General features: G+C 51.3%; 16 protein-coding genes and 1 tRNA gene. 14 read left to right on the forward strand and 3 right to left on the reverse strand.

Annotated features, from left to right (window positions below; genetic code table 11):
* Positions 1-244: 244 nt before the first annotated feature.
* Positions 245-763, reverse strand: coding sequence for an NYN domain-containing protein (locus tag H6G52_RS04910; RefSeq protein ID WP_099531612.1), 519 nt, complete (start codon positions 761-763; stop codon positions 245-247).
* Between the two features lie 162 nt (positions 764-925).
* The gene (locus tag H6G52_RS04915; protein ID WP_190526814.1) at positions 926-1,096 is read right to left on the reverse strand and encodes a hypothetical protein; all 171 of its coding nucleotides are present in this window, start codon (positions 1,094-1,096) and stop codon (positions 926-928) included.
* A gap of 102 nt (positions 1,097-1,198) precedes the next feature.
* Between H6G52_RS04915 and H6G52_RS04920 the strand changes: the two genes are divergently transcribed.
* From H6G52_RS04920 to H6G52_RS04975, 12 genes are all read left to right on the forward strand, one after another.
* Positions 1,199-1,288, forward strand: a tRNA-Ser gene (locus tag H6G52_RS04920).
* A gap of 674 nt (positions 1,289-1,962) precedes the next feature.
* The gene (locus H6G52_RS04925; RefSeq protein ID WP_199309273.1) at positions 1,963-3,282 is read left to right on the forward strand and encodes an ABC transporter substrate-binding protein; all 1,320 of its coding nucleotides are present in this window, start codon (positions 1,963-1,965) and stop codon (positions 3,280-3,282) included.
* Positions 3,283-3,831: 549 nt separating this feature from the next.
* A complete protein-coding gene (locus tag H6G52_RS04930) occupies positions 3,832-4,170 on the forward strand; it encodes an NADH-quinone oxidoreductase subunit K (RefSeq protein ID WP_190526815.1) in 339 nt (112 codons plus the stop codon).
* Positions 4,171-4,592: 422 nt separating this feature from the next.
* Positions 4,593-6,203, forward strand: a complete 1,611-nt coding sequence (locus tag H6G52_RS04935; RefSeq protein ID WP_206753602.1) for a cation:proton antiporter — start codon at positions 4,593-4,595, stop codon at positions 6,201-6,203.
* Complete coding sequence (locus H6G52_RS04940) at positions 6,197-6,583, forward strand: Na+/H+ antiporter subunit E (protein ID WP_190355600.1); 387 nt, start codon at positions 6,197-6,199, stop codon at positions 6,581-6,583. Before H6G52_RS04935 ends, H6G52_RS04940 begins: the two co-directional genes overlap by 7 nt.
* Before the next feature lie 57 nt (positions 6,584-6,640).
* Entirely contained in the window at positions 6,641-6,895 is a 255-nt protein-coding gene (locus H6G52_RS04945) for a hypothetical protein (RefSeq protein WP_099531615.1), read from the forward strand.
* Between the two features lie 2 nt (positions 6,896-6,897).
* Positions 6,898-7,194: a monovalent cation/H(+) antiporter subunit G gene (locus H6G52_RS04950; protein ID WP_234406442.1), complete on the forward strand. Its 297-nt coding sequence runs from the start codon at positions 6,898-6,900 to the stop codon at positions 7,192-7,194.
* Positions 7,191-7,922 carry a hydrogenase subunit MbhD domain-containing protein gene (locus tag H6G52_RS04955; protein WP_190526817.1) on the forward strand — a complete coding sequence of 244 codons (732 nt, stop codon included), beginning with the start codon at positions 7,191-7,193 and terminating at the stop codon, positions 7,920-7,922. Before H6G52_RS04950 ends, H6G52_RS04955 begins: the two co-directional genes overlap by 4 nt.
* Complete coding sequence (locus H6G52_RS04960; RefSeq protein WP_099531672.1) at positions 7,922-8,584, forward strand: Na(+)/H(+) antiporter subunit B; 663 nt, start codon at positions 7,922-7,924, stop codon at positions 8,582-8,584. Before H6G52_RS04955 ends, H6G52_RS04960 begins: the two co-directional genes overlap by 1 nt.
* Positions 8,585-9,047: 463 nt before the next feature.
* Positions 9,048-10,568, forward strand: coding sequence for a 5-histidylcysteine sulfoxide synthase (gene ovoA, locus H6G52_RS04965; protein ID WP_190526818.1), 1,521 nt, complete (start codon positions 9,048-9,050; stop codon positions 10,566-10,568).
* Between the two features lie 47 nt (positions 10,569-10,615).
* The gene (gene egtD / locus H6G52_RS04970; RefSeq protein ID WP_190526930.1) at positions 10,616-11,626 is read left to right on the forward strand and encodes an L-histidine N(alpha)-methyltransferase; all 1,011 of its coding nucleotides are present in this window, start codon (positions 10,616-10,618) and stop codon (positions 11,624-11,626) included.
* A gap of 220 nt (positions 11,627-11,846) precedes the next feature.
* Positions 11,847-12,299 carry a DUF29 domain-containing protein gene (locus H6G52_RS04975; protein WP_190526820.1) on the forward strand — a complete coding sequence of 151 codons (453 nt, stop codon included), beginning with the start codon at positions 11,847-11,849 and terminating at the stop codon, positions 12,297-12,299.
* Between the two features lie 136 nt (positions 12,300-12,435).
* Here H6G52_RS04975 and galE read toward each other — a convergent pair whose 3' ends face one another.
* Positions 12,436-13,446, reverse strand: coding sequence for a UDP-glucose 4-epimerase GalE (gene galE, locus H6G52_RS04980; protein WP_099531619.1), 1,011 nt, complete (start codon positions 13,444-13,446; stop codon positions 12,436-12,438).
* 34 nt (positions 13,447-13,480) lie between these two features.
* Between galE and H6G52_RS04985 the strand changes: the two genes are divergently transcribed.
* Positions 13,481-14,740, forward strand: coding sequence for a glycosyltransferase family 4 protein (locus tag H6G52_RS04985; protein ID WP_190526932.1), 1,260 nt, complete (start codon positions 13,481-13,483; stop codon positions 14,738-14,740).
* A gap of 719 nt (positions 14,741-15,459) precedes the next feature.
* Positions 15,460-20,052, forward strand: a complete 4,593-nt coding sequence (locus H6G52_RS04990; protein ID WP_190526822.1) for a PAS domain S-box protein — start codon at positions 15,460-15,462, stop codon at positions 20,050-20,052.
* The last annotated feature ends 196 nt before the right edge of the window (positions 20,053-20,248 follow it).

The raw sequence follows: 20,248 nt of genomic DNA on the forward strand, positions 1-20,248 counted from the left end.
ACAACTATTCATAAGGGACAACCAAAAATGCAAAAGCGCAACGCTAAATTTAGGTTGCGCCCATGGGGTTTATTCTAACGATTTTGGTTGCCGATCGCGCAAGGGGCGATCGGGATTGTAATCAGTCAATGGGATGGGCGTACCGAGTCCACCCCTCAAAGCTCTGGACAATTCAACCAGGTAGGGGCGCACCGCCGTGCGCCCACAGTCAGTGATCGCTGAAGTCCCGATGAATAGTCATCGGTTAATAATCCGACTTTTCGATTTTGCGGCGGATGTCGTTAAGGTCAATGTAGCGATCGGTCGCGTTGCGCAGTTCCCGGGCGATCATCCCTTCGGTGGAAACCACGGTGATATGGGTGTTTTTGGAGCGCAACAGCTCGATCGCCCGCTCAAAATCTCCATCCCCACTGAACAACACCACTGCATCATATTGATCCACGGTGTTGAACATATCAATCACGATTTCAATGTCCAGGTTCGCCTTTTGGGAATAGCGCTCAGACTTGTCGTCGTAATATTCCTTCAGCAATTTGGTGCGAACCGTGTAGCCCAGATTAATCAATGCATCCCGAAATCCCCGTTGATCCTGAGGATCCTTCAGCCCCGTATACCAAAAGGCATTAATCAATTGCACATTAGCTGGTTCGGTGAAATATTCAAGAACCCGCCGAGGATCGAAAAACCAGCCATTCTTTTGCTGGGCATAAAACATATTGTTGCCATCCACAAAAATGGATAGACGGGCGGTATTAATTGTCATAGAGAAGGAAGCCTAGCTGGTTGATTCAGATGTTTTGAGAAGTGTTTAGGGATTTAGACGCTAGCGTATGGCAGCTTGGTCTAACGAAGGGGCTGGCTGAGGGTTAGGGTTGGCTGATGCTTGAGACCCCGATACAGCGGGAGCGATCGCGCCGTGAGCTGCCTAATTTGAGCCTAGCACTTCATAATATTCCTTAACTTTTACATATTCCTTAACTTTTACACAAACCACCGAGGGGCCGAATCGCCCGATCTCCCCCACAAGCAATCCTTTGCGGCCACCGCTGAGAACACCGCGCCCCGAAACTGACTCACCACGATCGCGGCTGGTCATGGCTCCCTGAAAACAAAAAAATTGAAACTGTTCCCAAAACCCTTCACAGAATCAAAAAAACTCTGCTACTATGTAGCTCGCGTTGTCAACACAGCGCCTTCTGGAGAGATGGCTGAGTGGTCGAAAGCGGCAGATTGCTAATCTGTTGAGGGTCGTTTAGACTCTCCGAGGGTTCGAATCCCTCTCTCTCCGTTCTGAACAGGCTTTGAGCTAGGGTCTGAGTTCAAGGCCGAACCATCAAGGCCGAGCCATTATCAATAGAATGGCAAATAGCTGCCAATGACTGTTCAAGCGCGATCAGGATAGTCATCACTCGCAGATATTTTTAAAAAAATATTCTTAAAAAAATATTCTTAAAGATCCATCAGCCTGAGCGGATCTCCAAACAGTCAAATCTAAACAGCCAAATCTAAACAGCCAAAATTAATCCGTGGTCGATCGACGGAGCTAAAGGGCTGCAATGCCTTGCATCCACGATTATGGGTGCTTTGCCAGTCTCCAAAGATACTTTTCAGGCATCCCTCAGGGGCAATCATTGAGATGCATGAGCGCATGGAACACTCATGGATTGCAGAGATGAGTTCTAGAGATGAATTCTAGGGATCAGTTTCAGAGATCGAGCCGGAATATTAGATTGAGAGATTAAATCCGCCTGGGCTTCAAACCGGCCCCTGATTTGATCAACTCATTCGATCAACTAATCTGATCAATTAATTTGATCAACCCAGGAGCAAACTCAGGGCCGAGACTCCTGGGCGATCGATTTGCTCGATCGAGCCAGAACGGGCTAAGACTAGGCCGCATTGGGTTTTCCAATTCTTGAGGAGTGAATGACCATGACTGCGATGCCCGAGCATCACGACCCCATGAAACCACAATTGACCTCGCGAGCCAGACAGCCGCGTCGCACCTGGCCCGCCCTGATGGCCGTGGCGGCCTTGACCAGTTTGCTCGGAGCCTGTGCCGGACAGCCCAACGCATCCCCCGCCGGAGGCAGCCCGGAAGCCGCTGCGCCTGCCGATGGGCTGAAGTTGGGGGCCCTGCTGCCCACCACAGGCGATTTACAGTCGATCGGGCAGCCCATGTCAGAGGTTTTGCCCCTGGCTGTGGAAACCATTAACGCCTGCGGGGGCGTGAACGGCAAACCCGTGAGCCTGGTGCTGGCCGATGACCAAACGGATCCGACCGTGGGCGTGGAAGGGATGACCAAGCTGGTGGAAGTGGACAAGGTGGCCGGGGTGGTTGGCTCCTTTGCCAGCAGTGTTTCCGGCGCGGCGGTGGATGTGGCCGTGCGCAACAAGGTGATGATGATTTCGCCCGGCAGCACCAGCCCCGTATTCACGGAACGGGCGAAAAAAGGCGAATTCCAAGGATTTTGGGCCCGAACGGCCCCGCCGGACACCTACCAGGCCGAAGCACTGGCCAAGCTGGCCTTTGAGCGGGGCCACAAGCGGGTTGCCACGATCGTGATTAATAACGATTACGGCGTGGGCTTTGAGCAAAAATTCATCGCCGCGTTCAAAAAACTGGGCGGCACGGTGGTCAACGAAGCCAAACCCACCCGCTATGACCCCAAGGCGGCCACCTTTGAGTCGGAGGTGAATGCGGCCTTCAGCCAAAAACCCGACGCGGTGGCGGCCATTCTTTATGTGGAAAGCGGGGCCCTGTTGTTGAAGGCAGCCTATGAGCAGGGCCTGAGCAAGGGGGTGCAAATCATGCTGACGGACGGCATGAAAACGGACGACCTGGCGAAACAGGTGGGGATGGGATCCGATGGGAAACCGATTGTGGCCGGGGCGATCGGGACAGTGCCCGGAGCCGACGGTGAAAGCCTCACGGCCCTGACGGAGTTGGTGCAACGAAAGCTGAACAAGGCCCCCGCCGCTTTTGTGCCCCAAACCTGGGATGCGGTGATGTTGATGGCCTTGGCAGCCCAAGCGGCCGGCGAAAACACGGGCACAGGGATCCAAAGCAAGATTCGGGAAGTGTCTAGCGGCGACGGGGAAGCGGTTACCGATGTCTGCAAGGGGCTGGAGTTGCTGAAGGCGGGCAAGAAGATTAACTACCAGGGCACAAGCGGCAACGTGGACATTGACGAAAACGGCGACGTGGTGGGGAACTACGACGTTTGGAATGTGGAGAGTGACGGCAAGATTTCGATTAAGGGCAAGGTGAAGCTGCAATAGGGGGCGATCAAATCTCGTCAAACCCAATCAAGCTTCAACAAACTTCATATCACTGGGCACTGAGCGCCACTGGGGCGATCGAGCAGGCTGCAATGGGCCACTCGATCGCCCTATTGATTGCGGTGGCGTGCTTCCTGTCCCTGCCCCTTTCCAAACAGCACCCATTGATCCAGATTCAAATAGGAAAATTCAATCAAACAATTAAGTTTTTATGTCAGTCTCTAATTGACCAAGGCGATCAATCCTCAAGCGCTCCATAGTATAGTCGTTAAGTCAGTACTAAAAAAGAGTAATCAGATCATTTGGTTACAACAACACCCTATTTAATTTGAATGAGCCAAGTAGGCCCAAGCCGTTTTTCATCGCCCTGGACATTTCCAACTTCTTTGCCCAGGCATTCCGTCAGAATATGATCGGATTGTTTTGTCTTAGCAATCTGTGCAACTTGCTCTAATCAATCTGTTCAATCTGTCCTAAGTCATCTTTCATTGCATTGGTTTGCTTTCAGAATTGCTGATTCAAATGACCTTCACCATAGAGTAATGAGCCATGTTAGAAGGATTTATTTTTGCCACTATTTTATTAGGATTTTTCGGGATGGTTTTAAAGAAAAATCTAGTCATGAAAATTGTCTCAATGGATGTCATGAGCACAGGTGTCATTGCCTACTATGTGCTCATAGCGGCGCGATCGGGTCTATTTACACCCATTTTGCAATCACCTCCCCGTGATGTGACCTATGCAGATCCAGTGCCCCAAGCGGTGATTTTGACGGCGATTGTGATTGGCTTTTCCATCCAAGCACTGATGCTGGTGGGCGTGATGAAGTTAGCGCGGGATAACCCAACCCTGGAAACGGCTGAAATTGAAAAAAACAATCAGCGATAGGCCGTTCACTGGTTTTTAAATCGATCCTCAATCAGGGATTTATCCAGATCAACTAGCAACTAATTTTCAGTTAATTTTGTTGAAATTAGTTTCAAGTAACTCATCTGAGTTAATCCTGGTTTCATGGCTCTTAATTGGGTCGCCTACGGGTTCAGGTTTAAGTTCCAATTAACTTTGAGTTAAGTCTGAATTCACCCCTTGGTCAACTGTCCCGTTGACCATCCATCACCCCACAAATGCTTGCTGAGTTGAGTGGCGTTGCTTGCCCAAACTCCGTCAATTCTCAGCATCTTCAATGGCTCAACGATGGTTCAGATGGCGCGATCGCGCACTGAGCTAGTCCTCCCCTAGATTGAGTCGCTAATAGCCCCTTGATGGCTCATTTACCACCCCCAGAAGCCACCATGCTTGCATCTTCTATCTTGGAACCTTTAACCGTTGGCTGGGTTGTTTTTTCCCTGATGGTGGGGTTTGTAATTGCCCTGCTGCCCAAGCTCGATCGAGTCTTGTCCCTGCTGGTCGCCGTCACCTCAGCGGTTTATGCCGGGCTACTGTTAACCGCCAATGCTCCCTTGCCGCTAACCCTCTTGGATCGGTTTGGGGTGACTTTGGTTGCCGATTCCTTGGCAGCTTTTTTCATTTTGACCAATGCGATCGTCACCCTCGCAGTCTTGTGCTATTCCTGGAAAAGCCCCAAAAAAGCTTTTTTCTACAGCCAATTGTTAATGCTCCATGGCAGCCTCAATGCGGCATTTATTTGTGCTGATTTAGTCAGTATTTATATTGCCCTAGAGGTTAGCGGCATTGCGGCTTTTTTGCTCATTGCCTATCCCCGCAGCGATCGCTCCATTTGGGTCGCCCTGCGCTATCTCTTCATTAGCAATGCTGCCATGCTGTTTTACCTGGTGGGGGCAGTTTCTGTTTATCAACATCAACATTCTTTTGCCCTAGCAGGTCTTGCCAAGGCTCCACCGGAGGCGATCGCCCTCATCTTTTTGGGACTGCTGGTGAAAGGGGGGGTTTTTATCTCCGGCTTGTGGCTACCGCTCACCCACTCAGAATCAGAAACCTCCGTTTCAGCCCTGCTTTCGGGAATTGCCATTAAAGCCAGTATTTTGCCTTTATTACGCTGCGCTTTCGTATCTGATGATTTGGATTTAATTGTCCGAATTTTTGGGGTCGCAACAGCCCTTTTAGGGGTTAGCTACGCCATGTTTGAAAAGGACACCAAGCGAATGTTGGCTTTTCACACCATTTCGCAGTTGGGGTTTGTTTTGGCCGCGCCCTTGGTCGGTGGATTTTATGCCCTCACCCATGGTTTGGTGAAGTCCTGTTTGTTTTTATTGGCGGGTTCTTTGCCCAGCCGCAACTTCAAGATTCTAAAGAGCCAAACGATCGATCGCACCCTTTGGGTTGGGTTGCTGCTGGCTAGTTTGTCAATTTCTGGATTGCCCCTTTTGGCTGGTTTTGCGGCCAAGGCCTTAACCCTGAAAGAACTGCAACCTTGGCAAACCATGCTGATGAACGCAGCCGCGATCGGGACAGCCATTTCTTTTGCGAAATTCATCTTCCTCAAACCCAATGGATTCCCATCCCTTGACAAAGCCGTCAGCGGTGACCAAGGAGCAGGTCAAATCACTGCCCATGCTCTACCGAAACCCGAAGTGGCCGTCATGGCTAGCTCAACGTTAGCCACATCAAATTTGGCTACTCAAAACCTCAATTTTTCTGGCACGAGTGCCGCTAATTTAGAACTCAAAGCAGCCGCCACAGCTCCCAAGTCTGGGCTTTGGATTGCTGTGAGTTTGCTACTAGGAAGTTTAGTGTTCGCCAATGGTTTTTATGGAGCGGCTTATACGGTGGATAGTGCCAGCAAGGCCGGTTTAACCATTGCCGCAGGCTGGCTAATCTATTGGGTTGTGATTCGTCAAAGCACTGTGAAATTACCTCAGGTGGCCGAAGAATTTGATCACCTGGTGGGGGCCATGAGTTTAACGTCTGTTGTGCTGTTTTGGATGGCATTGTCATGGTAAAGATCGGCCGGCTCGCAATTATTTTATTTCGCCTTCTGATTTGGTTGTTGCTAACAGCCGATGGCAGTGGGGTCAACCTCGCGATCGGGATTGTGGTTGCTGTGCTTTTGCCGCGTCAATCCTTTGCGCCCGATCGCCTCAAAGATTGGCTCACCGTTTTCTGGAAGATCGTGACCGCCATTCCCATGGCCTATATCGAATCCATTGAAATTATGTTCCGTCCCCATCGTCGGGAAAGCATTGTTTGGGAACAGGTTCCTCAGCGGCGATCGACCCAACTAATTTTTTTGGACATCTTTCTCATTACCTTCACCCCCAAAACCATCGTTTGCCGATACGACAAAGAAACCGGCTATGCCGTTCACAAAATTGATCCCTAGGACTTGATTGCTTCGCCGTGACTGCTCAACTTCCTGACTCAGGTTGCTCAATTCACCATGACCAATGCCATTTTGATTGCTGCCATTCTGGCTTTGTTAATTCCAATTTATAAAGCCTGCACAGAAGAAGACGTTTGGCAAAAGATGTTGGCCCTGTCGAGTGTTTCCAGCAAGGTTTCAATTGCCATTTTGCTGGTTTCAGTGCAGCGAGATGATTGGTCGATCGGGGTCGTAGCCGTGATTGTGTTGAGCGTGGGCAATGCTGGATTAATGCTGTTGGCTAACGTTTTGAAACGAATGGGAGAAGCCTAAACATGACCTGGACAGAACTGCCTTTGGTTGACGGCATCAGCAATCTTTGTTTAGTGGGCGGGATGGTGTTTTGGTTTTGGGGCACAACCCAATTACTCACCCGCCGATCGGTGCTTTTTAAATTACACGGCTTATCGGTGTCGGACACCTTGGGATCTTTGGCGATCGTGTTTGGATTGTTATTAAAGATTCCCAATGAGTGGCCATTGCTCATTTTGGCCATGATTTGTTTGGCCGTTTGGAACACTATGTTGGGCTATGTTTTGGCCTACTGCTCCACCAGCGGAGACCAACCATGAATGAGTTGAACTGGGTTAATGACCTGCCAATTTATGTGATCACTGCGCTGTTGCCGCTCTCGGCAGCGATGGTAATTTTTCAATCGAATCCTTACCATGCACTGGTGATTCGTGGCATTTTGGGCGCTTTGGCGGCGGCTGTTTATGCGGTTTTGGGTGCTGCTGATGTGTCTCTAACGGAAGCGCTGATGGGCACATTACTGGCAATTACCCTATATGCAATTGCTGTGCGATCGTCCTTGGTTTTGCAGTTAGGATATCTAGAAGATCCAACCATCGTTACCCCGCCTCATCTACTGCATTTAGACCCGGAAACCCACGCACCTGACTTAACCCAAGAGTCTGCCAATGGGGAATTAGATCCCACGGTGGTGGAATGTTTAGCAAATACATTCAAGCCCTTTTACCTCCGCATTGAATTGGTTCCCTATCCCAGCCTGACGGCACTCCAGCGAGCCTTGGGTGATCGGGAAGTTCATGCCATCTATTCGCCCACATCCAGTCTTTTAAGTGCCCCTGAAGACTCAACAGCGCCTCAGCCCCATTCCGGAAAGCCACAACTCATCACCCGCGTTCAACGGCTCTACGAAATTATGCGGGAAAAGCCCTTGTCAGACTTGGCCACCATTACTTATCAGTCAGCACATCAGTCAGCCAATTTATTAGCCAATTTATCAACTGATTCGTCAGCCAACGTCACCCTTACCCAGGAGCGCAAACCCTCATGATTAAGTGGATTTATGTACTGGCAGGCTTAGCGCTCTATTGCAAAATGGTGTTGTTTCCCAACTATGCGCCAGATGTGATCGGGGCTGAAATTGTGCAGGCAGTGGTGACCGATAGCGGGGTTCCGAATGCTGTTTCGGGGATCATTTTTCGCAATCGGTTATACGACACCATTTTTGAGGTGGTGGTTTTTACAATTGCAATCATGGGATCGCAATTTTTATTAGCCAATGAAAATCCATCCTGCTCAATTCAACGCTTGGTGGATCAACCCTCGATCGTACTGGCGCGGTTAGGAGCCACGATCGCCGCCCTGGTCGCGATCGAGCTAGGAATTCGCGGTCACCTCAGCCCCGGCGGTGGTTTTGCAGCGGGCGTGGCGGGGGGCACTGCGATCGGCCTAGTGACCATTACCGCTTCGCCAGATTGGATGCAAAATCTTTATCAACGCTGGCGAGCCGCCACCTGGGAAAAAATTTCCGTACTCGTTTTCATCGCCTTGGCTGTCGTCACCTTAGTTGGATATGAATTGCCCCACGGTGAGTTGGGAACCCTTGCCAGCGGTGGTTTATTACCGGTTTTAAACTTCTTGGTGGCGGTGAAAGTGGCCTTGGGATCTTGGGCGGCGCTGTTGGTTTTTATACGCTACCGTGGACTATTTTAGGTTTGGCTTTTACAGTTGAGTGATCCGACTGATCGTTTTCTGTGATGTTGCTGGCCACCCCGATCGACCTTGGGAAGGAATGCTTAGACATGACTCGTGAAACGAATTGTTGACAGCGATTCTTCAAGGGAATTTCAATCACACTCTGTGAAGAAATGTTCAATCACGCTTTGTGAAGAAATAGATCCCATAACGCTGAAGAATTGCTGAAGTTCCCCTTCAGGATCCAAAATCAGACTGAGGATGGGAACACAATTCCCCAAACCTTTGCCCCTGCCTCATTGAAATCCTAATTGGGCAAGACCCGCTGCAAAGCAAGCGACCTCAACCGATCCTTCCGGATCGGTTTTGACCGCAATGGGGAAAATTCAGTCTTGATTTTCAAGGGATGGCTCGGGCCATTGCCCAATGCTAAAACCATTGGAGATCAGATCATTTGAAATCGTCATGGTGATCTAGCCATATGACTGTTGCAACCAATCCGGCTGACATTCGGATGAATTCAGCCCCAACTGTGCCACGGTTAGACCGTTGTTGCTCGCAGGAACTGCTGCATTATTTTCAGGATGCCTGGGCTTTAGAAGATAAGCTGCTAAGCAGTTTGGCAGAGCCAGCAACCTTTTATTTACGACCAGATCCCCTACGCAACCCGCTGATTTTCTACTTAGGACATTCAGCGGTTTTTTATGTCAATAAGTTGGTGCGGGTTGGCCTGTGGTCACAACGGCTGAACCCAGACTATGAGCAGTTGTTTGAAATCGGGGTTGATCCTAACACTGCTGCGGAATTAGATGCCGTCATTGGCGAGATTCAATGGCCAGAAGTGGCGGCTGTTTGGGACTATCGCGATCGGGTCAAGGCCACGATCGAGCAAGTGATTCAGACTGTTGATTTTGAATTACCCATTCACCCCCAACATCCCCTTTGGGCCCTGTTGATGGCGATCGAGCATCAGCGGATTCACATTGAAACCTCTTCGATGTTGTTGCGCCAATTACCCCTCGATCGCCTGCGATGTCCGGCCGATTGGTCGATCGCCCCAACGGATTTGCCCGCACCGCAAAATTCCATGCGCCTGATTCCCGGCGGCACAGTCACCCTCGGAAAATCCCCAACCGATCAAACCTATGGTTGGGATAGTGAATATGGTCGCCGCCCAGTGGAAGTACCCAGCTTTTGGGCGAGCCAATTCCTCATCACCAACCAAGAGTATCAAGCATTCGTGGCAGCCGGTGGCTACCAAAACGCAGCCTACTGGTCGGCTGAGGGTTGGCAATGGCGCGAAATGCATCAGGCTTCCCACCCCAAATTTTGGATTCCGCAAGGCGATCACTACCGGTATCGATCGACCTTTTTTGAATGTGATTTACCCCTCGCCTGGCCCGCAGAAGTGAACTATCACGAGGCGATCGCCTTCTGTCGCTGGAAGGGTGAAGGCGTGCGATTGCTCAGCGAGGCGGAATGGAATCGTGCATTGCAATGGTCAACAACAGAGGCACAAAACCCTGCGCAAGGTCATGATTTCCAGCCTTGGAATCAGCAAACAGATCCCCACTTCAATCGCCCTTTCATCCAAGATCTAGATCAAGATTCTGGGCAAGCTTTCGGGCAAGACTTTGGGCAAGCTTTCGGGCAAAACTCAGGCCCCATTGCTGAATTGCCTCCCAATTTGCACTGGCAATGGATCTCACCCCGAGCGGTCAATTCAAACGGGGCGATCGCCCAAGGACTTGCGGATTTGCGCGGCAATGTTTGGGAATGGATTGCTGATGCTTTTAATCCATTACCCGGCTTTGAACCTCATCCCCTTTATAAGGATCAGTCAGCGCCTTTTTTTGATGAAGATCACCGGATGATGCTGGGTGGTTCTTGGGCCACTAATGGCTCCATGGCCCTGCCATCCTATCGCAATTGGTTTCGACCTCATTTTTATCAACATGTGGGCTTTCGGATTGCCCAAGGAACAAGTGATTTATGCCACTAGAAAGCCGGTATTCGTCTGTTCAATCGCACCCTGTAAACGCCGCTGAAATGGTTGATGCGGATATTCGATCGGGGGCGATCATTGTTTTGGATCACAGCCACGCACCCGCCACCCCAGAAGGGGCAGAAGTGATCCAAGGCTTGAGCAAAACCCCTAAGCAGTTGTCTCCCAAGTATTTTTATGACGATCGGGGATCGCAACTCTTTGAGGACATTTGCCAGCTTCCGGAATATTATCCAACCCGTACAGAAGCTTGGATTTTGCAAACCTATGCCACCGAAATTGCTGCAATCACCGACAGCCACGAGCTGATTGAATTGGGCAGCGGCAGTTCCACCAAAACTCGCTTACTGTTGGATGCCTATCGATCGCTTTGGGCCGATCGCCCCGACACTTGCCACTATCTCCCGGTGGATATTAGTGGCGGCATTTTGCACAGCAGCGTGGTGCAACTGCAATCGCAATATCCTGAATTTTGGATCCAGGGACTATTGGGAACCTATGACCAGGCCTTGGACTATTTAGCCCACAGCAATGAGCGATCGCGCCTGTTGTTTTTCCTGGGCAGTTCGATGGGAAATTTCTCCCCCACAGACTTCAACAGCTTTGTCGATCGCGTGGCCCAATCGCTCAAGCCCGGTGACTATTTCCTGTTAGGAGTTGATCTCGAAAAAGACCTGGAAATCCTCAAGGCAGCCTATAACGATTCTCAGGGAGTGACGGCCGCCTTCAACTTGAACATGCTGGCTCATTTGAACCGGCGTTTTGGGGGCAATTTTGATCTCGATGCTTTCAGTCACGAAGCGGTTTATAACACCGCAGACTCGCAAATCGAGATGTATCTCCATTGTCACCGCGATTGCCAAGTGCAGTTCGATCGCCTGGATTTTGTCGCCAACTTCCAAGCCGGGGAGTCGATTTTGACGGAACTTTCCCGCAAATTCCGGCTCGATCGCTTGCCTCAACAACTCGCAGAGCGCGGCCTCACCACCGTCAAAACCTGGAGCGATCCACAGCAATGGTTTGGACTGCTGTTGTGTCAAGCTACCAGCTCGTAGATTCTTGTTCTCCTTTCTTCAAACGTCAATCAAGCTCATGTGATTGATAGTTTGATTGATAGTCTGGTGGATAGTCTAGTTGACAGTCAAAACTATCAATCATCCATCGAGACTTGATTGGATCCCCAAGGAAGTCAAGGCATTTTCTTAGGCGAACTGCTAAATTGAGAGGGTGAACGTTTTTGCCCTCTCAGTTTGCTTGTTTCCGTGAGGTACAGCGATGACAGTGGCCCGGGACAATTTGGCAACGTTGTATGAGTGCGATTACGCCCTTTGGTTAGACGCAACAATCGAACAACTGCGCCGCCGTGACTACGGCAATGTGGATTGGGATAATTTATTAGATGAATTAGAGTCAATGGCCCGCAGCGATAAACGTGCCATTAAACATAATTTGGTGGTGATTCTTGTGCATCTTTTAAAGTGGCAATTTCAGCCTGAGATGCGATCGGGAAGCTGGGCAGGAAGCATCACGGAACACCGAACCCGAATTCAGTCCCTATTAGACGATTCCCCTAGCCTCAAAAATTTCCTACCTGAGGCCCTAGATTGGGCCTATCCCAGAGCACGTCGGCAAGCCAGTGATGAAACAGAATTACCGATCGAACAGTTTCCAGAAGCTTGTCCCTACCAACTTTTTGAGGTATTAAACGAAAGTTTTCTACCCCAATAAGCCTCTTTCAAAAAATCAAGCCTCATCCGCATTGACCTATTTTTATCCTCTGATTTCATCTGATTTCAACGGAGAAAAATTGGGCGGCTTTCATTGGGTAACTGACTAAAAACGGCTGGATAGAAGCTGGCTGGCGTTATTCAGTGCCGTGGCGGCGTTGATGCCAGTGCCAGGCATGGGACACGATCGCCTCTAAATCTGGGTACTCCGGTTGCCAGCCCAAAACCGCCTGGGCCCGATCGCTGCTGCTGACCAGCACGGGCGGATCACCAGCCCGGCGATCGCGCTCCACCACAACGATCGGGCGTTGGGTCACCTGGCGAGCAGCAGCGATCGTTTCCTTCACGGAAAATCCGTTGCCATTACCCAAATTAAATGCCGTGGATTCGCCACCGTTCAGCAAATATTCCAACCCCAACACATGGGCGTGGGCCAAGTCGTTCACATGGACATAATCCCGAATGCAAGTGCCGTCGGGGGTGGGGTAGTCCGTGCCGAAAATGGCGATGTTGTCCCGCTGGCCCAGGGCCGCCAGCAAAATCAGTGGAATCAGATGGGTTTCCGGCTGGTGATCTTCGCCCAGGTTGCCGGAGGGGTCGGCTCCGGCAGCGTTGAAGTAACGGAAGATGACCGATCGCAATCCATAGGCCAGGTCAAAATCCCGCAGCATCCGCTCGACGGTTAATTTAGACTCCCCATAGGGATTAATCGGCTGTTGGGGATGATCTTCGGCAATTTTGGGGGTTTGGGGTACGCCATAGGTAGCCGCCGTGGAGGAAAACACGAAATGGGGCACTTGGGCCGCCACCATGGCTTCCAACAGGGTCAGGGTTCCCACCACGTTGTTGCGATAGTATTTGGCGGGATTGGCAACGGACTCGCCCACGGCAATGTAGGCGGCGAAGTGTAGCACGGCTCCAATCTGGCGCTGGGCAAAGAGTCGATCGAGCAAGGCCCGATCGCCAATGTCACCCACAATCAACTCAGCCTTTAGCACCGATTCCACAATCTCGCGGTGGCCGTAGCCCAAATTATCCAGCACAACCACCGGATAGCCGGCCTGTTGAAGCGCTAGAACGGTATGGGAGCCGATGTAGCCAGCGCCGCCGGTCACGAGAATGGTGGGTTTTGAGCAAGCGTCGGTCATGGGGGGCAGCGACGGGAATTACGGGGCGATCGCCATGAGAATTTTAGCCATTTCTTCTACCTTTCCTTATCCGCCCAGCAAAGGCGGCACGGAAATTCGGACTTACAACCTGCTGGCCCGCTTGGCCCAGCGCCATGCGGTCACCATTGCCACCCAGCGCCATCCTAGTGTCACCGATGACCATCTGGCCGCGCTTCGGGCAACTGTTCAGGAGGTGATGGTGTTTCCGCTGCCACCGGATCCGGCCGCCAGCCGCAGTCCACGCCAGTTGGCCCGCAAGGTGAAGCGGTTTGGGCAATCTTGGCTGAGGGGCACGCCGCCCAATGTGTTGCATCGCTTTTCGCGGCCGATGCAGGCTTGGATTGATCAACAAATTGCGGCCGATCGCTTTGATGTGGTCACCTGCGAGCACAGTGTGAATGAAATCTATGTGCGGCCCGATTGGCAGCAGCGCTATCCTAAGCTGCGATCGATTGTGGATGTTCACAGCTCCGTTTACGGTTGGGCCAAGGGGCATCTGGATTTGGGTGCATCTCCCCACCCCACACGCGATTGGCTGTATTTGCCCTTGCTCGCCCGCTACGAGCGCCGCTACGCCAACAAATTCAGCGCGATCGTCACCACCACCCCCGACGATCGGGACTACATGGCCCAATTTGCGCCCCAAGTGCCCGGTTTCGTCATTCCCAACGGGGTGGACTTGGCCCTGTTTCCGCTGCGCGATCAAGATCCCGGGGGTTACGAATTGGTGTTTGTGGGCGCAATGGATGCCACCCACAACATCGATGCGGTGAAGTTTTTTGTGAATGCCGTTCTGCCACCGCTGCGATCGACCTATCCCGCCGCCACCTTTCGGATTGTGGGGGCTCGGCCCAGCGCTGAGGTGTTGGCCCTGGGCGATCGACCTGGCGTAGTGGTCACCGGCCCTGTGGATTCCATGGCCGCCGAGCTACATCGGGCCTCCGTTTGCGTCGTGCCCCTGCGCACCGGGCTGGGCATCAAAAACAAAACCCTTGAGGCCATGGCGGCCGGCGTACCCGTGGTGGGGAGCGATCGGGGACTCGAGGGCTTGACGATCGACCGACCGCCCTTAGCCTTACGGGCCAACCAACCCGCTGAATACATTGCCGCCATCGGTCGGTTGTGGGAATCTACGGAGTTGCGGGCCCAACTCTCCCAAGCGGCCCGAGCCTACGTGGAGCGCGACTTTAGCTGGGACCAAGCCGCCCAACATTACGAAGCTGTTTTACAAAGCTCCCCACAACAGCCAACTTTCACCTCTTTTTCCCTATAAGGGCGATAGGGTCAACTTCGGCGGCCGGCTTCAACGGCCAGCAACATTGTCAGCAATCAATGATGGAATTAGGTATTAATAATGATCAGTAGTCAATGATTTAATTCATACTCTAGTGATAGTTTATACCCAAATCCTTCTTGATTGAATTTGATCGCTTTTGCCCCTTGGAATACTTTAGGAGAATCGCAGGGAATGCTTAAATAGAATTATCAACCCCACCAGCTCAAGAATTTTCAACGATTGCTCAATCATCACGGTTAGTTTTTAAAAACAGAGCAGGATTCTCGGAACAATTGCGGTTCACAAAGGAAGGTTTCTAAAAGGCTTCAAGCATTAAGGCTAGGGCTGAGATCAAGATTTGAACAGGAGTTTGGGTTGAACCTAAACGGATTTCAACCAAGCTCAAATCAGATCTAAAACATAGATCTAATTTGTTCAAGACGTGAGAAAATTCTGTTGACTGAAAAATTCAGCATCCTCGATCAACAGACCGCCCCGCTAGTCAGATCAGTCAATGCTGAGGGATCAGCCAAACGCTCATGGAGCAAATTTTGATCATTTTGTGATGGTCAAGCCATGGTTCTCAGTCATTATCCAAACCTGATGTTCAAACCCTTTTAGGTATCTTGCAAATTGGCGTTCTGGGTTCTGGGTCAACGCTCGGCCGATGGTGATTCAGTGTTTAAGGGAATGGATCCCCGCGTTCTTTACATCCAATGACCAACGTTGCTGCGGCTAATGCATCACCCTGTTTGGGCCAATTATTGGTCTTGGAACCTGATGAAACGGATCAGTTAAAATTTGCTCGCTGTTTTCAGCACTGGCCCTGGCTGGGTGAAGGGCATGTGGTGGCTTCCATGCAGGCGGCGATCGCCCATTTGCGTCGGCAACCGGTCGAGATGGTGTTGCTCAATGGCTGTGCGATTCCCCCGATCGAGGCGGTCTTGGAACCGTCGGCAGGGACTGAAAGCTGTCCCGCCAACAAGCCTGAAGACTTGGCCGATCGCAGCCCCCAGCCCAGCGATCGCCCCGTAACCCCGATCGCGCAGGATCAACCCGACCTCCTCGACCAAGCCGCACCCAGCTTTCGGGAACTCTTGCAGCTCATGGAAGCCCAGGCGGTTCTCTGGCTGGTGATGGTTCCAGCGGATGCCGCAGATGTGGCCTTGGCACTGGTGCAACAGGGCGCTGCCGATTATGTGGTGAAAGATGCCGCTGGAGCCTATCTCAAGCTATTGCCAATTACCTTACAAAAAAGCTGGCAAACCTATCAGCAACAACGCCAATTACAGTGGCTGAATCATACGGTTCAAAGTTTACCCGATGGTGTGTATGTGGCCGATGCCGGTGGGCAATTACTGTTTACCAATGACGCGCTAAAAGCAATTTGCGCGATCGAGCAGCAAAACCTACAAGGGCAACCCATCACCACCCTGGGCCAGCCCGCTTTGACCCGTTGGGTGCAACAACAGGCCCCGATCGCCTCCGATCTACAGCAACCCTATCACCGCCGGGATGTGGAATTAGCCATCCAGCAGCCCGATCGGCCAGCCCTCAGCATGTTGCTCTCGGAAACCTTTATTGATGATGGTTGCCAAGCCATTCGGGTGGGCGTGCTGAAAAATGTGCATTTCCTGAAGGAAGTACAGTCTTCAATTCACAATGTTCAAAGCAGCTTAAATAGCATTATTCAATCTCGAACCAATCAGCTTCAGGAGGCGATCGGGGAGTTACATCGCGAAAACCAAGAACGTATTAAATCAAAAATTTCGCTGCGCCTCAGTCGCGATTTTATTAATCGTCAACAGGTCTTTTTACGATCTGTTATTGACAACAATCCCAATTTAATTTTCGTCAAAGATTGGGAGGGTCGGTATGTGCTCGCCAATCAAGCCATGGCGGATTATTACGGAACCACCGTTGATGAACTGCTGAATAAAACTGACGAAGAATTACTAGGGCCCTCGGAAGCCAATGCTCGGTTTTTGAGCGAAAATCGCTTCGTCATTGAAAATCGCCAGGAACTCTTCTTGCCTGAGGAAATGGTGATTCGCCGCAAAATTGCTCAGTCAGATGTTCAGCCAGACTCGATCGCCTCAGTGGAGCAGGATGGTGCCCTCCTCGATGCTTCCCCAGAATCTGACTTAGGAACCAACACCCTAGGAACTGCCTTGGAAATCAATTTATCGGGGGCTGGTGGTTCCTCTGGGGCAGATTCCTGCAACGGCCAAGTTGATGATCCATTTGGAACCAATCCAGACATTCAATGGCTGCAATGGCACAAGTCACCGATTTTTCTGCCCGCCAAGGGTGAATATGGCGTTTTGGGCGTAGGGGTTGATATTACGGCTCGCAAACAAGTGGAACTGGCCCTGGCGGAACAGGAAAAAAGTCTTTCGACCCTGGTGGCCAATTTGCCCGGCTATGTTTATCGAGTGGCTAATAATCCTGAATACTCCGCGCTTTTTGTTAGCGATGGGGTAACGGCCATCACGGGCTATGAAACTCATGAATATTTAGTCGATCGCACCACCAGTTGCGGTCAAGAAATTCACCCCGAAGATGCCGATCGCGTTTGGGAAATTGTCCAAGCCGCCATTCAAAAGCAAGAACCCTATGAGTGCGAATATCGCATTCTCACCAAGTTTGCTCAAGAAAAGTGGGTTTGGGAGCGGGGTAGCGGTGTTTATTCCGATGAAGGAAAATTTCTGTTTTTAGAGGGATTCGTCACGGATATCAGCGATCGCAAGGCTGCGGAACAGAACCTGCGCCAACTGAGCGATCGTCTGCAAGAGTCCCAGCGGATTGCCAAGCTCGGCAATTGGCAAATAGATTTACGAAGCAACAAGCTCTATTGGTCTGAGCAAGTTTTTGAGATTTTTGAAGTGGATGCACAGCAATTTGATGCATCCTATGAAGCCTTGATGGCCGCCATTCATCCTGACGATCGAGAAATGGTCGACCGAGCCTATGAGCGCCACTTAGTCAATCATGAACCCTATTCCGTCACCCATCGGTTGCTGTTGGCAGATGGGCGGATTAAATATGTCCATGAGCAATGCGAAACAACCTATGACGAGGATGGCACGCCCCTTTATTCCCAAGGCACGGTGCAGGATGTTACCGATCAACATTTGGCAGAAATGGCCCGAGAACAGGCCGAAAAAGCTTTGCATCAAGTGATTGAAGGCACGGCCACGGTAACCGGAGCACAGTTTTTCCCCAACTTGGTGCGGCATATTGCGGAAGCCCTGAATGTGGATTATGTGGTAGCCACGGAATTACGGGGTGATCGATTACAAACCCTTGGTGTTTGGGTTGATGGTCAACTGGGCGACAATTCCAATTTGGACTTAGAAAACACACCCTGTTCCTACATTTTGGAACATGGCGAACTCTATTGTGAAACCGGCGGACAGTCCTGTTTTTCCATTTCCCGTTCCCTCTTTCCTGGGGCAGTGAATGGGCTGTTGGGCGTTGCTTTACAGGATGATCAAGGACAAGCGATCGGCAGTCTTTGCATCCTAGATCAACAACCCTTTTCTGAAGAAAAACACCAACAAGCCATGGCCCTTTTGCGGGTGTTGGCCTCCCGGGCAGGGGCCGAACTTCAGCGCAAACAGGCCAACGATGCCTTGGAGCAACTGAACCAAGACTTGGAAGCGAGGGTGTTGCAGCGCACCTTGGAACTGCAAGCTCAAGAAGCGCAACTGAGGGATTTGTTTGACAATGCAACGGATTTAATTCAACGAATTGATCCCCAAGGGCAAATCTTGTTGGTCAACCGGGTTTGGAAAGAAACCTTGGGCTATGGCGATGAAGATTTAAATGATTTGTCGATCTTTCAGGTTGTCCATCCTGCGGACTTAGAAGACTACCGCCAATATTTAGATCGCCTTTGCGCCGGGGAAGCTTCTTTAGACATTGAAACTCGCTTTCTCAGCAAAGATGGCCAAGAAATTTTGTTGGAAGGAAATGCCAACTGCGATTTTCAAGAGGGGAAACCGATCGCCATTCGCAGCATGTTTCGGAATGTGACTGAGGGCAAACAAACCCGCAAAGCACTTCAGGAATCGCAGCAATTTTTGCAAACGGTTTTAAATACATTTCCGCTCTTTGTGTTTTGGAAAGATCGCAATTCGGTTTACCTGGGGTGCAACCAAAACTTTGCGGCGGCGGCGGGGCTGCCTTCACCGGAGGCGATCGTGGGCAAGACGGATTACGATTTGCCCTGGGGAGTCAGCGAAGCCGAGCTATACCGAGCGGACGATCGGGAAGTGATTGAGTCTGGCATGGCCAAGCTACATCTCATTGAGTCCCAAAAACAACTGGATGGCTCCCTGATCCAGATTGAAACCAACAAGGTTCCGCTCCGGGATTCGTCAGGAACGGTGATTGGGGTTTTGGGCATCTATCAAGACATTACCGATCGCCAAGCGGCGGAATTACAGTTGCAGCGAACGAATCAACAACTGTTGCGAGCAACGCGCTTGAAAGATGAGTTCATGGCCAATATGAGCCACGAATTGCGCACGCCGCTGAATGCCATTTTGGGGATGACCGAAAGTCTGCAAGAGGAAATTTTTGGGCCAATTACGCCCCAGCAAGACTATGCGCTCAGGACGATCGACCAAAGCGGCACACACCTGCTGGAACTCATTAACGACATTTTGGACATGGCCAAGATTGAGTCCGGCCAAATGGAGTTGGATTGGTCAATCACGGACTTGGTGCCCATGTGTCGATCGAGCCTGGTTTTCATTCAACAGCAGGCCACGAAAAAACGGATTGAACTGCGCCTCAACAGCCCAGAAAACTTGCCTAATCTGTGGGTCGATGAACGACGATTGCGCCAGGTGTTGATTAATTTGCTGAGCAATGCGGTGAAGTTCACGCCGGAAGGGGGCAAAATTACCCTTTCGATCGCCGTGACCAGCGAATCGTTAACCGCCGCCTCGGAATTCGTGCGATCGCGCGCTTTGTCCAAAATGCATCTCCAGGGCCTGGTGCAGCAGCCCCCAGCCCCCACCGCGCCCGCCAACCAACCCACAACCTTCGTGCGCATTGCCGTAGCCGACACCGGGATTGGCATTGCCGCCGAAAATTTACCCAAGCTCTTTCAGCCCTTCATCCAAGTGGACGGGGCCTTGAATCGCCAATATGACGGCACAGGATTGGGTTTGGCGCTAGTGAAGCAAATTGTGGAACTGCACCAGGGCTGTGTGGATGTGGTCAGCGAAGTGGGAGTGGGCAGTTGCTTCACGATCGAACTTCCCCTGCTGGCCCCGCCGCCCCACCAGATCCCCTAGGCAAGGCGCAAATCAGCAAGGCGCAAGACCGCCAGCCGGACGGCATCCGGCCCCAACGCGATCGACATCAGCCCAGTAACCGGCCCAGTCTTGTAGGTTGGGTTGAGGTACGAAACCCAACAACAGCAAGATTTCTGGTGATCTAGCCCAATGATTTAGGCTGACGATTCAGACGAATGATCAGCCCGATGACCAG

The sequence above is a fragment of the Limnothrix sp. FACHB-881 genome, assembly GCF_014698135.1.
Lineage (GTDB): Bacteria > Cyanobacteriota > Cyanobacteriia > CACIAM-69d > CACIAM-69d > CACIAM-69d.

Excerpts from the sequence above, each read along its gene's own strand:
- H6G52_RS04925 (WP_199309273.1), top strand. The coding sequence starts at position 1,963 with ATGAAACCACAATTGACCTCGCGAGCCAGACAGCCGCGTCGCACCTGG.
- H6G52_RS04985 (WP_190526932.1), top strand. The coding sequence starts at position 13,481 with ATGAGAATTTTAGCCATTTCTTCTACCTTTCCTTATCCGCCCAGCAAA.
- H6G52_RS04975 (WP_190526820.1), top strand. The coding sequence starts at position 11,847 with ATGACAGTGGCCCGGGACAATTTGGCAACGTTGTATGAGTGCGATTAC.
- H6G52_RS04990 (WP_190526822.1), top strand. The coding sequence starts at position 15,460 with ATGACCAACGTTGCTGCGGCTAATGCATCACCCTGTTTGGGCCAATTA.
- H6G52_RS04915 (WP_190526814.1), bottom strand. The coding sequence starts at position 1,096 with ATGACCAGCCGCGATCGTGGTGAGTCAGTTTCGGGGCGCGGTGTTCTC.
- ovoA (WP_190526818.1), top strand. The coding sequence starts at position 9,048 with ATGACTGTTGCAACCAATCCGGCTGACATTCGGATGAATTCAGCCCCA.
- H6G52_RS04940 (WP_190355600.1), top strand. The coding sequence starts at position 6,197 with ATGGTAAAGATCGGCCGGCTCGCAATTATTTTATTTCGCCTTCTGATT.
- egtD (WP_190526930.1), top strand. The coding sequence starts at position 10,616 with ATGGTTGATGCGGATATTCGATCGGGGGCGATCATTGTTTTGGATCAC.
- H6G52_RS04910 (WP_099531612.1), bottom strand. The coding sequence starts at position 763 with ATGACAATTAATACCGCCCGTCTATCCATTTTTGTGGATGGCAACAAT.
- H6G52_RS04955 (WP_190526817.1), top strand. The coding sequence starts at position 7,191 with ATGAATGAGTTGAACTGGGTTAATGACCTGCCAATTTATGTGATCACT.
- H6G52_RS04945 (WP_099531615.1), top strand. The coding sequence starts at position 6,641 with ATGACCAATGCCATTTTGATTGCTGCCATTCTGGCTTTGTTAATTCCA.
- galE (WP_099531619.1), bottom strand. The coding sequence starts at position 13,446 with ATGACCGACGCTTGCTCAAAACCCACCATTCTCGTGACCGGCGGCGCT.
- H6G52_RS04930 (WP_190526815.1), top strand. The coding sequence starts at position 3,832 with ATGTTAGAAGGATTTATTTTTGCCACTATTTTATTAGGATTTTTCGGG.
- H6G52_RS04950 (WP_234406442.1), top strand. The coding sequence starts at position 6,898 with ATGACCTGGACAGAACTGCCTTTGGTTGACGGCATCAGCAATCTTTGT.